This window comes from Stenotrophomonas sp. RIT309 (assembly GCF_000632045.1).
GTDB lineage: Bacteria > Pseudomonadota > Gammaproteobacteria > Xanthomonadales > Xanthomonadaceae > Stenotrophomonas > Stenotrophomonas indicatrix.
Window position 1 is genome coordinate 142,893 of sequence record NZ_JFYS01000004.1, and the last position, 12,918, is coordinate 155,810.

12 protein-coding genes are annotated in these 12,918 nt (G+C 66.6%); 7 read left to right on the forward strand and 5 right to left on the reverse strand.

Annotated elements, in window-relative coordinates; genetic code table 11:
• Nucleotides 1–129: 129 nt before the first annotated feature.
• From BW38_RS16445 to BW38_RS16435, 3 genes are read left to right on the forward strand one after another with little or no spacing between them, the layout of a single operon-like run.
• The gene (locus BW38_RS16445) at nucleotides 130–924 is read left to right on the forward strand and encodes a thiazole synthase (RefSeq protein WP_032975186.1); all 795 of its coding nucleotides are present in this window, start codon (nucleotides 130–132) and stop codon (nucleotides 922–924) included.
• On the forward strand, nucleotides 924–1,658 hold the full coding sequence (gene trmB / locus BW38_RS16440) for a tRNA (guanosine(46)-N7)-methyltransferase TrmB (RefSeq protein WP_032975187.1): 735 nt from the start codon (nucleotides 924–926) through the stop codon (nucleotides 1,656–1,658). The genes BW38_RS16445 and trmB overlap by 1 nt, the downstream gene beginning before the upstream one ends.
• Before the next feature lie 27 nt (nucleotides 1,659–1,685).
• Nucleotides 1,686–3,533 carry an SLC13 family permease gene (locus BW38_RS16435; protein WP_025874276.1) on the forward strand — a complete coding sequence of 616 codons (1,848 nt, stop codon included), beginning with the start codon at nucleotides 1,686–1,688 and terminating at the stop codon, nucleotides 3,531–3,533.
• A 443-nt stretch (nucleotides 3,534–3,976) separates the two neighbouring features.
• Here the strand turns inward: BW38_RS16435 and BW38_RS16430 are convergent, their stop codons facing one another.
• Entirely contained in the window at nucleotides 3,977–4,312 is a 336-nt protein-coding gene (locus BW38_RS16430) for a Rieske (2Fe-2S) protein (protein WP_032975229.1), read from the reverse strand.
• A gap of 178 nt (nucleotides 4,313–4,490) precedes the next feature.
• Between BW38_RS16430 and BW38_RS16425 the strand changes: the two genes are divergently transcribed.
• From BW38_RS16425 to BW38_RS16410, 4 genes are all read left to right on the forward strand, one after another.
• A complete protein-coding gene (locus tag BW38_RS16425) occupies nucleotides 4,491–4,772 on the forward strand; it encodes a hypothetical protein (RefSeq protein WP_025874274.1) in 282 nt (93 codons plus the stop codon).
• 70 nt (nucleotides 4,773–4,842) lie between these two features.
• Nucleotides 4,843–5,559 (forward strand): fumarylacetoacetate hydrolase family protein, encoded by a 717-nt coding sequence (locus BW38_RS16420; protein WP_025874273.1) that lies wholly within the window; start codon nucleotides 4,843–4,845, stop codon nucleotides 5,557–5,559.
• A 55-nt stretch (nucleotides 5,560–5,614) separates the two neighbouring features.
• Entirely contained in the window at nucleotides 5,615–6,019 is a 405-nt protein-coding gene (gene mscL, locus BW38_RS16415; RefSeq protein ID WP_032975189.1) for a large-conductance mechanosensitive channel protein MscL, read from the forward strand.
• A gap of 224 nt (nucleotides 6,020–6,243) precedes the next feature.
• Nucleotides 6,244–7,665, forward strand: a complete 1,422-nt coding sequence (locus tag BW38_RS16410) for a M28 family peptidase (RefSeq protein ID WP_032975190.1) — start codon at nucleotides 6,244–6,246, stop codon at nucleotides 7,663–7,665.
• Nucleotides 7,666–7,743: 78 nt separating this feature from the next.
• Here BW38_RS16410 and BW38_RS16405 read toward each other — a convergent pair whose 3' ends face one another.
• From BW38_RS16405 to BW38_RS16395, 4 genes are all read right to left on the reverse strand, one after another.
• Entirely contained in the window at nucleotides 7,744–9,195 is a 1,452-nt protein-coding gene (locus BW38_RS16405) for an alanine/glycine:cation symporter family protein (RefSeq protein ID WP_025874270.1), read from the reverse strand.
• 13 nt (nucleotides 9,196–9,208) lie between these two features.
• A complete protein-coding gene (locus tag BW38_RS16400) occupies nucleotides 9,209–10,201 on the reverse strand; it encodes a hypothetical protein (protein ID WP_032975191.1) in 993 nt (330 codons plus the stop codon).
• A gap of 209 nt (nucleotides 10,202–10,410) precedes the next feature.
• Complete coding sequence (locus BW38_RS0120500) at nucleotides 10,411–11,244, reverse strand: TrmH family RNA methyltransferase (RefSeq protein WP_032975193.1); 834 nt, start codon at nucleotides 11,242–11,244, stop codon at nucleotides 10,411–10,413.
• Nucleotides 11,237–12,754, reverse strand: a complete 1,518-nt coding sequence (locus BW38_RS16395; RefSeq protein ID WP_025874267.1) for an alanine/glycine:cation symporter family protein — start codon at nucleotides 12,752–12,754, stop codon at nucleotides 11,237–11,239. The genes BW38_RS0120500 and BW38_RS16395 overlap by 8 nt, the downstream gene beginning before the upstream one ends.
• Nucleotides 12,755–12,918: the final 164 nt, after the last annotated feature.

Sequence of the window (12,918 nt, forward strand, 5' to 3'; positions counted from 1 at the left end):
GTCCCGCGCTTCGCGTTCGCCGGGCATGGCCCGGCGCTACCCTGCGCATCCGTTCCGGTAGCGCCGGGCCATGCCCGGCGGCGTCGAAGTGACGACCCCATCTTCGGGCGGATAAGCGATAATCGCGTCATGAACGCTCATGTCTCCCCCGATTCGCTGGTGATCGCCGGCAAGACCTACAGCTCGCGGCTGCTTACCGGCACCGGCAAGTTCAAGGATCTGGAAGAAACCCGCCTGGCCACCGAGGCCGCGGGCGCCCGGATCGTCACCGTGGCCATCCGCCGCACCAACATCGGCCAGAACCCGGGCGAACCGAACCTGCTCGACGTGCTGCCGCCGGACCGTTACACCATCCTGCCCAACACCGCCGGCTGCTACACCGCCGAGGATGCCGTGCGCACCTGCCGCCTGGCCCGCGAACTGCTGGACGGCCACAACCTGACCAAGCTGGAAGTACTGGGCGACCAGAAGTCGCTGTACCCGGACGTGGTGCAGACCCTCAAGGCCGCCGAGCAGCTGGTCAAGGACGGTTTCGAGGTGATGGTCTATACCTCCGACGACCCGATCCTGGCCAAGCGCCTGGAAGAGATCGGCTGCGCTGCGGTGATGCCGCTGGCCGCGCCGATCGGCTCGGGCCTGGGCATCCAGAACAAGTACAACCTGCTGCAGATCATCGAAGACGCCAAGGTGCCGATCATCGTCGACGCCGGCGTGGGCACCGCGTCGGATGCGGCGATCGCGATGGAGCTGGGCTGCGACGGCGTGCTGATGAACACCGCCATCGCCGGCGCGCGCAACCCGGTGTTGATGGCCAGCGCCATGCGCAAGGCCGTGGAAGCCGGCCGCGAGGCGTTCCTGGCCGGCCGCATTCCGCGCAAGCGCTATGCCAGTGCGTCCTCGCCGATCGATGGGCTGATCGGCTGATGACCAATCCATTCGACAGCGCCGGTTCGAAGGCACCGCCCAAGCCGTTCACGGTCAACGAAGGCCGCCGTGAAGTGCGCAGCTTCGTGCTGCGCCAGGGCCGTTTCACCCCGGCCCAGCAGCGCGCGTTCGACGAGCGCTGGCCGCGTTTCGGCCTGGATTTCAGCGGTGAAGCGCGTGATCTGGACGCCACCTTCGGCCGCGATGCACACAAGGTGCTGGAAATCGGCTTCGGCAACGGCGCCGCGCTGCGCTTCGCCGCACAGCAGGACCCCAGCCGCGACTACATCGGCCTGGAAGTGCACGCGCCCGGCGTGGGCCGCCTGCTGAACGCGCTGGCCGACGACAACGCCGACCACGTGCGCCTGTACCACCACGACGCAGTGGAAGTGCTGGAAAAGGAAATCGCCGATGGCGCGCTGGACGAAGTGCGCATCTACTTCCCCGACCCGTGGCACAAGAAGCGCCACAACAAGCGTCGCCTGATCCAGCCGGGTTTTGCCGAGCTGCTGGTGCGCAAGCTGCGCCCCGGTGGCCGCCTGCACTGTGCCACCGACTGGGAGGATTACGCCGAGCAGATGTGGGACGTGCTCGATGCCACCCCCGGCCTGGTCAACCGTGCCGGTCCGCGTGGCAGCGTGCCGCGCCCGGACTGGCGCCCGCAGACCCACTTCGAGACCCGCGGCCAGAAGCTCGGCCATGGCGTCTGGGACCTGTTGTACGACCGCACCTGATGAACGCCTGAGGACGCCGCGCCCCACATGGATACCGCGCTGACGCTGACCACTGACATGAAGCTCGTGCTCGGGCTGGTCGGCTTCACAATGGCGATGTTCCTGTTCGAGCGCATCCGCGCCGACGTGGTCGCGCTGGTGGTGCTGGTGGTGCTGGGCGTGACCGGCCTGATCGCGCCGGAGGAGATCTTCGGCGGCTTCTCCGGCAACGCGGTGATGAGCATCATCGCCACCACCATCCTCGGCGCGGGCCTGGACCGCACCGGTGCGTTGAACCGGCTCGCGGCCTGGCTGCTGCGGCGCGGCCATGGCGTGGAGCAGCGGCTGCTGATGATGACCACGGCCATCGCCGGCCTGAACTCGTCCTTCATGCAGAACCCGTCGGTGATGGCGTTGTACCTGCCGGTTGCCTCGCGCCTGGCCGCGCGCACCGGGCTGACCATGCAACGCCTGCTGCTGCCGATCTCGGCGGCGATCGTGATGGGTGGCGCGCTGACCATGGTCGGCAACTCGCCGCTGATCCTGCTGAACGATCTGCTGGCCTCGGCCAACAACAACCTGCCCTCCGGCCTGGCCACCATCGAGCCGCTGCGCATGTTCGCGCCGCTGCCGATCGGCATCGCCCTGCTGATCGCCTCACTGCTGTATTTCCGCTACTACGGCGACCGCAAGCTGGTGGAAGAGGAAAGCCTGGTCAACGACGGCACCACGCCGGCCCGCACCGAGAGCTACTTCGCCAAGACCTACGGCATCGAAGGCGACGTGTTCGAGCTGGTGGTCACCGCCGAGAGCCCGCTGGTCGGCATGACCCTGGGCGAGGCCGAGAACCTGCATGACGCGCCGCTGCTGCTGGCACTGAAGACCGGCAATGACACCCGCTTGGCACCGCCGGCGGAAATGCGCATCTGGGTGGGCAGCGTGCTCGGCGCGATGGGACCGCGCCAGCAGATCCACGATTTCGCGCAGAACCAGTTCCTGCGCATGTCCTCGCGCCTGAAGCACCTTGGCGATCTGTTCAATCCCAGCCGCGCCGGCATTTCCGAGGCGGTGGTGCCGCCGACCTCCGGCGTCATCGGCAAGACCGCAGGCGAGCTGCGCCTGCGCAAGGAACGCGGCATCAGCCTGCTGGCGATCAACCGCGACAAGCAGGTGATCCGCGAGGATGTACGCGATGTGCAGCTGCGCGCCGGCGACATGCTGGTCTTCCACAGCATCTGGACCGACCTCGCGCAGGCCGCCAAGAGCCGCGACTTCGTGGTGGTCACCGATTACCCCACCGGCGAGCAGCGCCCGCACAAGTTCAAGATCGCCATGGCGATCTTCGCCCTGACCATCCTGATCGCGCTGACCAGCAAACTGCCGGTGGCGCTGACCCTGATGACCGGCGTGGCCGGGATGCTGTTGACCGGCGTGCTGCGCATGGACGAGGCCTATGCCTCGATCAACTGGAAGACGGTGTTCATGATGGCCGGGCTGATTCCGCTTGGCTGGGCGATGGATTCCAGCGGCGCAGCGGCATGGGTGGCCGGCCATACCATCGACAAGCTGCCCACCGGCATTCCGATCTGGGTGCTGGAACTGGCGCTGGCGCTTCTGACCACGGTGTTCTCGCTGGTGATCAGCCATGTGGGCGCGACCATCGTGATGGTGCCGATCGCGGTGAACCTGGCGCTGGCGGCCGGCGGCAATCCCACGGCGTTCGCGCTGATCGTGGCGCTGTCGGCGTCCAACAACCTGATGACGGCGTCGAACCCGGTGATTTCGATGATCACCGGCCCGGCCAACTACACCCCGCGCGAGATGTGGCGGGTCGGCGGCCCGCTGTCGCTGATCTACACCTGCGTGGTGGTGGTGATGATCAACCTGATGTTCTGAAGGTTGGGTTTGTTGGCAGGGCTGCGCCCTGCACCCGCAGAGGCAACGACAACGGCAACGGTCTGCATTCCTTGGGATGGCGGGGTGGGTCCGGTTGCGGGGGACGCCGTAAACCCCCAGACCGGCCCAGCCGCTGGCGGCTGTGCGTTCGGGCGCTTGCGAAGCAGTGCTTCGCAAGCAAAGCGCCCTCACCCTTGGGGGCTTGGCCGCGGCATCCATGCCGCGGACACCCCCGCAACCGGACCCACCCCGCCTTCGACAGATTTCCGCGCGCTGTCGGAACGGCATTCTGTGCTGCTGTGGGTGGGTGTCGACCTTGGTCGACACGGTAGATCCACGCCATGCGTGGATGGATTCCTGGATGTTTCGCTGATGTGGTGGGGTCTGAACTTGGTGGGGTCTGAACTTGGTAGGTGCGGACCGTTGGTCCGCACACCGATGCCTCAGGCCAGGTAGACCTGTCCATCCCGCACATCCACCGGCACTGCGCGCAGGCGGTCGCCCTTGCAGGGGCCGGCGATGCAGTCGCCACTGTCCAGCGCGAACGAGGCGCCATGGGCGGCGCAGACCAGATGGCCTTCGCGGCTCTTCAGGAACTGGCCGGGCGCCCAATCCAGGCGGCGGCCCGCGTGCGGGCAGATGTTCAGGAACGCGCGCACCTGTTCACCGTCGCGGTACAGCAGCAGCGACTCGGCATCGCCATCGATCACCGCTTCAACCTCGGCAAACGCACCATCGGCAATGGCATCCAGGGTGATCAGGGCAACAGCGGCAGTCATGGCGAAGGCTCGGACGGAATCGCGCATTGTCGCACGCCTGGTCATGTGACTAGCTGCGACATGAACACAAGTCATTGATCCGTAATAAGCCAAGGCTATATTTAACGAGTTTTTCACTCAATGACAGTGGCACCTGCCGATACTCATGGCTCGCTGATTTCCAGCCTATCGAGCCACCATGTTCAATCGCGATTTCGCCTTCAACCAGTTCCGCACCCTGTTTGCCCCGCGCAAGCCGCGCCATCCGCTGGTGCGCGTTGCCGTGGGCCTGCTCGGCCTGGCGATTCTGGCCGCGATGGTGTTCATCGGCGTATTCGTCGGTGCAGCCATGATCCTGGTGGGCCTGGCGTGGAAGCTGCTAGCTTCGCGCAAGCCCGGCCCGAGCCGCCCGGTCGACCCGAACGTGGTCGAGGGCGAGTACCACGTGGTGCGCAAGTCGGCGCTGCCGTCCTCGCGCTGATCGACGCTGCCCGCTGACGGCGGGCCTTGCTGCGTTCTAGACTGCGGGCACTCCCTTCCTGGATGCCCGCATGTCCGATGTCTCCGATGTGATCCCTGCTGCAGCCACGCCGCGTGTACCGGTGGTGGGTGGCGGCAGCTTTCCCGTGCACCGCATCTACTGCGTCGGCCGCAACTTCGCCGACCACGCGCGTGAGATGGGTGCTGCCGTGCCCGCAGCAGATGATCGCGGCCGCCCGATGTTCTTCACCAAGCCGGCCGACGCCATCGTGGTCGGCCACGACGATGTGATCCCCTACCCGCCAGCCACCAGCAACCTGCATCACGAGGTGGAACTGGTGGTGGCGATCGGCCGTGACGCGCCCACCGGCGTGCTGGCCGTGGCCGACGCCGAGGCCCTGGTCTATGGCTATGCCGTGGGCCTGGACCTGACCCGCCGCGACCTGCAGGCGGCCGCCAAGGAGAAGGGCCACCCGTGGGATTCGGCCAAGGGTTTCGATGCCTCTGCACCGATCAGCGAGATCGTGCACGCCGGTGAAGTCGGCGATCTGGCCGCGCTCAATCTGTCGCTGGAGATCAATGGCGAAGTCCGTCAGCAGTCCCTGCTCGACCAGATGATCTGGAACGTGCCGGAGATCCTGCACGAGCTGTCCAAGCTGTGGCAGCTGCGCGCCGGCGATCTGGTGTTCATGGGCACGCCGTCCGGCGTGGCCGCGCTGAAGCCCGGCGACCGTTTCAGTGCACGCCTTGAGAACGTGGCCGAACGCCACGGCGTGATCGCCGGCTGACATCACCTGCGCTACCCTTCGCGCTGTCCCCCTCGCCCTCAGGAGAAAAACAACAATGGGAATGCTCACCGAGTTCAAGGAATTCGCGATGCGCGGCAACGTCATCGACCTCGCCGTCGGCGTGGTGATTGGCGCTGCCTTCGGCAAGATCGTCACCGCGCTGGTGGAGAAGATCATCATGCCGCCGCTGGGCATGCTGATCGGCAAGGTCGATTTCTCCAAGCTTGCGTGGACACTGTCGCCGGCCAGCATCGGGCCTGATGGCAAGGAAATCCCGGCCGTGGTGATCGGCTACGGTGATTTCATCAACACGCTGATCCAGTTCGTGATCGTGGCGTTCGCCATCTTCCTGGTGATCAAGGTGATCAACCGCCTGTCGCGCAAGAAGGAAGCGGCACCGGCAGCGCCGGCCGAGGAAGTGGTGCTGCTGCGCGAAATCCGCGACAGCCTGAAAAAATAAGGTTGGTGGCGCCGGGCCATGCCCGGCGGAACGCCATCTTGCCGCTGCACTCGCCGGGCGTGCCCGGCGCTACCGCAGAGGCATGCGAAAGCCCCGCTCCGGCGGGGCTTTCGCTTTGCTGCATCTGGCGGAAAACAGCATCCGCGCCGGCCATGACCTCCCGCCCATGCGCGGCGCTGAACGACTGTTAAGCTCCAAGGCTTACACCCTTCCCGGAGCTGTCCATGCGTCGCCGCGTCCTTGCCATCGCATCCTCCCTCGCCCTGCTGGCCGCGCCGGCCTTCGCGGCGCCGAGTGCCACCACCCTGCCGCCGGCTTCGCTGGCCACCGCCGCGCAGCTGCGCGACCAGGCGCTGGCCGATGACACCGGCTGGAAGGTGGTCGAATCGTTGACCACCGAGATCGGTCCTCGCATCGCCGGCAGTGAGGCCGACGCCCGTGCCGTGGCCTGGGCCGAAGCCAAGTTCAAGGCACTGGGTTTTGACAAGGTGTGGAAGGAACCGGTGACCTTCCCGAAATGGGAGCGCCGCAGCGAGCACGCCGCCGTGACCGGCAGGAACCCGCAACCGCTGCAGATCACCGCGCTTGGCGGCAGCCCGGGCGGTACGGTCGAAGCCGAGGTAGTGCGGTTTGCCGATCTGGCCGCGCTGCAGGCCGCACCGGCGGGTTCGCTGAAGGGCAAGATCGCCTTCGTCGATTACCAGATGCTGCCGTTCCGCGATGGCCGCGACTATGGCCGTGGCGGCGCGATCCGCAGCAAGGGCCCGTCCGAGGCCATCCGCAAGGGCGCGATCGGTTTCCTGATGCGCTCGGCCGGTACCGATTCGCACCGCGTGCCGCACACCGGCATCACCCGCTTCGATGACGGCCTGACCCCGGTGCCGTCGGCGGCGCTGTCGGTGCCCGACGCCGACCAGCTGGCGCGCCTGCTTGCCCGTGGCGCAACCACGGTGAAGGTCGCACTGGACTGCGGTTGGGATGGCACGGCGACCTCGTACAACGTGATCGGTGAGATCACCGGCCGCACGCTGCCGAAGGAAGTGGTGGTGATCGGTGGACACCTGGACTCGTGGGACCTGGGCACCGGCGCGGTCGATGACGGCGCAGGCGTGGGCATCACCATGGCCGCCGGTCATCTGATCGGCCAGCTGAAGCAGGCGCCGAAGCGCTCCATCCGCGTGGTCGCCTTCGCCAACGAAGAACAGGGCCTGTATGGCGGCAAGGCCTACGCCGAGGCGCATGCCAAGGACGTAGCCCTGCACCAGCTGGCCGCCGAGAGCGATTTCGGTGCTGGCCGCATCTACGCCTTCAACACCGGTTCGCCGAACCCGGAAGGCTCGCGCGAGGCAACCAGGCAGATTGCCGAGGTGATGAAGCCGCTGGGCATCGAGTACGCCGCCGACAAGGGGGGCCCGGGGCCGGATGTCGGTCCGCTGGCCGCCAAGGGTGGCGCATGGGCGTGGCTGGCGCAGGATGGCTCGGATTACTTCCACCTGCACCACACCGCCGACGACACCCTCGACAAGATCGACCCGAAGGCGCTGGCGCAGAACGTGGCGGCCTATACCGTGTTTGCCTACCTGGCGGCCGAGGCCGATGGCAACTTCGGTAGCGAAGCCAAGGCAACCACGCCGCCCAACGAGTGAGTCCACTTCCACGCTGTGCGTGGAGTGACTCATGAGCGGGTAGCGCCGGGCCATGCCCGGCGCTACCGGCCTGGGTGCTTACTGCGCCCACACGCTGGTGTTGCGAACCCCCAGCAGTTTCGGATTGAACAACGGGTCACGCCCGTGACGCCGGTGATCTTCGTAGTCGCGCAACGCGGCCAGCGCGGGCCTCTGCAGCAGCAGGATGGCGATGATGTTCAGCCAGCTCATCATGCCTACGCCGATGTCGCCCAGCGCCCACGCCACTGTCGCACTGTTCATCGCGGAGTAGCCCGTAGCGGCCAGGAACAGCAGCTGGAAGGTGCCCATCACCCACCCTCGGGGACGATCGCGGCAGAGGTAACTGACGTTGGTTTCGGCCATGTAGTACAGGGCCAGGATGGTGGTGAACGCGAATGGCAGGATCGCCAGCGCGACGAACGACTTGCCGAAGCCGGGCAAGGCCGACTCCACCGCGTGCTGTACGAAGCGTGGCCCTGCTTCCACGCCGGGAAGGTTGCCCAGCAGCAGGCGCGCCTCGTCCGGTACACCGTTCACCGCCGGGTCGTAGACGTTGTAGAGCCCGGTGGAGAGAATCAGGAAGGCCGTCGCGCTGCACACGACCATGGTGTCGATGTACACCGAGAACGACTGCACCAGCCCCTGCTTCACCGGGTGCGACACTTCTGCTGCAGCGGCAGGATGCGCGCCACTGCCCATGCCAGCTTCATTGGACAACACGCCACGACGTACCCCCCATTGGATCGCGGTCCCGATCATCGCGCCGAATGCAGCGTCAACACCGAAGGCGCTGCGCAGCACCAGGGCGATGACCTCAGGCACGCGCTCGACGTTGAGTACCATCACCACCGCAGTGACCAGCAGATAGGCCACGGCCATCACCGGCACCACCCATTCGGCGACGCGCGCGATGCGACGCACGCCGCCGAGCAGGATTGCCGCCAACACCACCAGCAGCACACCGGTGGTGACCATCACCGGAACATCCCACGCTTCGTTCACCGCACTGGTGATGGCGTTGGACTGCGTGCCCGCCAGCATTGCCCCCGCCAGCACCGTGACCAGCGCGAACAGCACGGCGTACCAGCGCTGGCCCAGCCCCTTCTCGATGTAGTACGCCGGGCCACCGCGATACTGCCCCTTGGCGTCGCGATCCTTGTAGATCTGCGCCAGGGTGGACTCGATGAACGCGCTGGAGGCACCGAGGAAGGCGACGATCCACATCCAGAAGATCGCGCCCGGACCGCCGAAGGCAATGGCCATGGCGACACCGGCGATGTTGCCCACGCCCACCCGGCTGGACAGCGACAGTGACAACGCCTGGAACGGCGAGACACCGGCATCGGAGCGCTCGTGACGGAACATCAGGCGCAGCATGTCCGGCAGCGCGCGCAACTGCACGAAGCGGGTACGTACGCTGAAGTACAGGCCCGTTGCCAGGCACAGCACCACCAGGTACGGGCTCCAGACAACGGCAAGCACGGCATTGACGATCGATTCGACATTCATCGCAGGGCCCCCATCAGAAGAACATGCCCAGGGCGACCTGGGGACTGATGATGCGGCCGGTATTGCGGCCGGCAACGGTGAATTCGACGCCGGCGATCAGCCCCAGCGACGGGCTGAAGTGGTACTCGACAGCGGGCGCGAAGGTCAGGTTGCGACTGGCCGGGCGGTGTTCGTTGATGGGCCGGACGCCACCTGCAGCATCGGGCGCGAAACCGGTCAGGCGCTGGCCGGTCTCGCGGCTGGCGGCAACTTCCATCACGCCGACCCAGCGTTCGTTGAAGCTGTATTCGGCGCCCACGGAAAGACCCAGTACCGAGCCCCGCGCGATATGGCCCTGGAAGCCGTACTCGGTGCCGTACACGCTGGTGCCGGAGATGGCCGTTCGCGATGGCGCCGGCCCCGCGCTGAACTGCGCCCGCCAGCGCAGCGGCCGATCGTTGCCCAGCCACAGCACCTGCTGCACGGCCAACGCGGCGACGGTGCGCTGCACGCCATCACCCTGCGCATCCAGCGGATTGCCGGTGATGCGGTCGTGGCTGCCGGTGCTGAAGCGCTGTACCAGGGCAATCGACACCGCCGGCGTGGTGCCATCGGCGCTGGGGGCCTGCAACAGGTATTGCAGGCGTGCGGTGGTATCACCGGCGCGGAAGCCTCGGCTGCGTGCGTTGCCGGATTCGGCGCGTGATGCACTCAGGTTGACCTGGCCGGTCACCCGTTCGCTGAAGCCGTATGCGATGGGCACCACCATCGCCCACGCGCCGCTGCGTTCGCTGCTGCGCTGGCGGTCGCCGTTGTGGTCGAAGGACGAGGAACTGTCGACCCGCACCAGATAGGGTTCGACGTACCAGTGACCCGCCGGCATGCCGGCAGGATTGGGCGTGATCAGCGGGCCGGTGAAGTTGACGCCGTCGAGCGTGCGCTCGTTGGCCTGCGCGGAAACGACGGCAAGCGCACTGAGTGCCAGTACCAGGCAGACACGCACCGCACTGCGAGGAGGATGATGCATGGGAACCGCTCCTGTACGACGTTGGATGGACTTCCACCCTGCGTCGCCGGGAACGGCACACCAATAAGGAAACTTTCAATTCGTCATGCATGCTTTGCGCATGGCACTGCCAGGAAAACCGCCAGACGTTGCCCGGCTGCCGGGAAGTCCCGTTCGACCTGGAACTGCGCTGTGCGGGCACCGGTTTGCGGTGCCCGCAGACACGCCCATCAGCCGCGCTGGCTGACCCACTGCGCCAGCAACACGGCCGTGGCGGAAGCGACATTCAGGCTTTCAACCGCGCCACTGCCGGGAATCGACAGCTGCTGGTCACACTGGCTGGCCAGGCCGCGATCCATGCCTTCGCTTTCCGCGCCCATCACGTAGACCAGGCGGGCCGGCAACGACGCGCGGAACACGTCATCGCCACCCTCGACCAGGGTCGCGGCGAGGCCGAAACCGGCCGCGCGCAGCTGCGCCATCGCTTCTGCATCCTCAGGCAACTGCACCAGCGGCACCGACTCTGCGCCGCCCTCGGCCACGCGTGCGGCCGCGCCGGACAACGCCAGCGTACTCCTGGCCGGCAGCAGCAGCGCCTTGGCGCCGAAGTGCGCGGCAGAGCGCAGGATCGCACCGAAGTTGTGCGGATTACCGACGCCATCCAGCCACAGTGCCAGCGCCGGGCCTTCGCCCAGTTCGGCCAGCCACTGCGCCAGCGGCAACACCGGCGCGCGCAGCACGTCGGCCACCAGGCCTTCATGGTGGGTGGTGGCAGCCAGCTTGTTGAGGTCGCCCTCCTCCACCACGCGATAGCCCACGCGGTTGGCCACGCACCACTTCAGCACCGGCTGCATGCGCGGAATCAGCGATTCCACCAGGTACAGCTTGCGCAGCGCCTGCGGACGCTTGGCGAACAGCGCCTGCACCGCGTTCCAGCCATACAGGCGCAGTTCGTCGTTGCCACGCCCCGGCGGTGGCGGGGTGCCGCCCTCACGCGGTGGCAGCGGGGTGGCCCGCGGCGGTCGCGACGACGGGCGGCGGGCATTCTTCCAGGGATCATTCACTACGGGACAACTCCAGCTTGCGTTGACGCCAGAAATCGGCGTTCTTGATGCCCAGGGCATCGGGGTCGAAGATCGGGTCGAGACCGAGCTTCTTCTGTCGTTCGTAATCGCGCAGGGCCAGCATGGCCGGCTTCTGCACGATGAGGATGGCGATGATGTTCAGCCAGGCCATCAGGCCCACGCCGATATCACCGAGCGCCCAGGCCAGGGTGGCGTTGTGGAAGGCACCGAACACCACCATGCCAATGATGCCCAGGCGCAGCAGCAGCACGGTGAGCGGCCGGCGCTTGTTGTGGTTGACGTAGGTCAGGTTGGTTTCGGCCATGTAGTAATAGGCCATGATCGTGGTGAAGGCGAAGAAGAAGATCGCCACCGACACGAAGGCCGAGCCCCAGCCCGGCAGCACCGCTTCCACACCCGCCTGCGCGTAGCCCGCACCTTCGGGAATGCCGGCCAGGCCCTGGAAGATCGGCGCGGCGCCGGCGACCGGTGAATACACGTTGTAGGTGCCGCTGGCCAGGATCAGGAAGGCGGTAGCGGTGCACACCATCATGGTGTCGAAGTAGATGGCGAACGCCTGCACGTAACCCTGCTTGGCCGGGTGCGAGACCTCCGAGGCCGCCGCAGCGTGCGGACCCGAGCCTTGGCCGGCCTCGTTGGCGTAGATGCCGCGCTTGATGCCCCACTCCACCGCCAGGCCCATCATCGCGCCGAACGCGGCATGGGTGCCGAACGCGCTCTTGAAGATGATGCCGAACATTTCCGGCACGCGGTCGTAGTTGATGATCATGATGACGATGGCCATCAGGATGAAGCCGGCGGCCATGAACGGCACCACCACTTCGGCGAAGTTGGCGATGCGCTTGACGCCACCGAAGATCACCACGCCCAGCAGCAGGGCGACGACGATGCCGATGCCCAGCTTCAGCGCCTGCGCCGATTCCATGCCGAAGGCCTGGCCATCGAGCGGACCGCACAGCGCGGTACCACGGCAGGCGTTGATGACGCTGTCGGCGATCGCGTTGGCCTGCACGCCGGGCATCAGGAAGCCGGCGGCGATGATCGTGGCGATGGCGAAGGCCATGGCATACCACTTCAGGCCCATCGCTTTTTCGATGTAGTAGGCCGGGCCACCGCGGTAGCGGCCTTCGGCATCCTTGGTCTTGTAGATCTGCGCCAGGGTGCATTCCACATACGAGGTGGAGGCGCCGAGGAAGCCCATCACCCACATCCAGAAGATCGCGCCGGGGCCGCCGAAGGCGATGGCGGTGGCCACGCCGGCGATGTTGCCGATGCCCATGCGGCCGGCCATCGACATGGCCAGGGCCTGGAACGAGGACACGCCGGCGTCGGACTTCTCACCGGACACGGTGAGGCGGCACATCTCGACGAAACCACGGATCTGCATGAAGCGGGTGCGCAGGCTGAAGAACAGGCCGGCGGCCAGGCACATGAAGATCAGCGCCTTGCTCCAGATGATGCTGTTGATGAAATGTACGGTAGCTTCCACGCGCGCTCTCTCCAGTCGGCGGGTTGTGAGGACGTCCCGTCGGCTGGAAGGGACCGGTCGATTCTCCCTGATCGAAGGTCGCTGCGATAGCGCCGGATGTGGGGGCGTGTTCTCCGCCGGGCATGGCCCGGCGCTACCGGGTATGCCGGCCGCACCACGGGTAG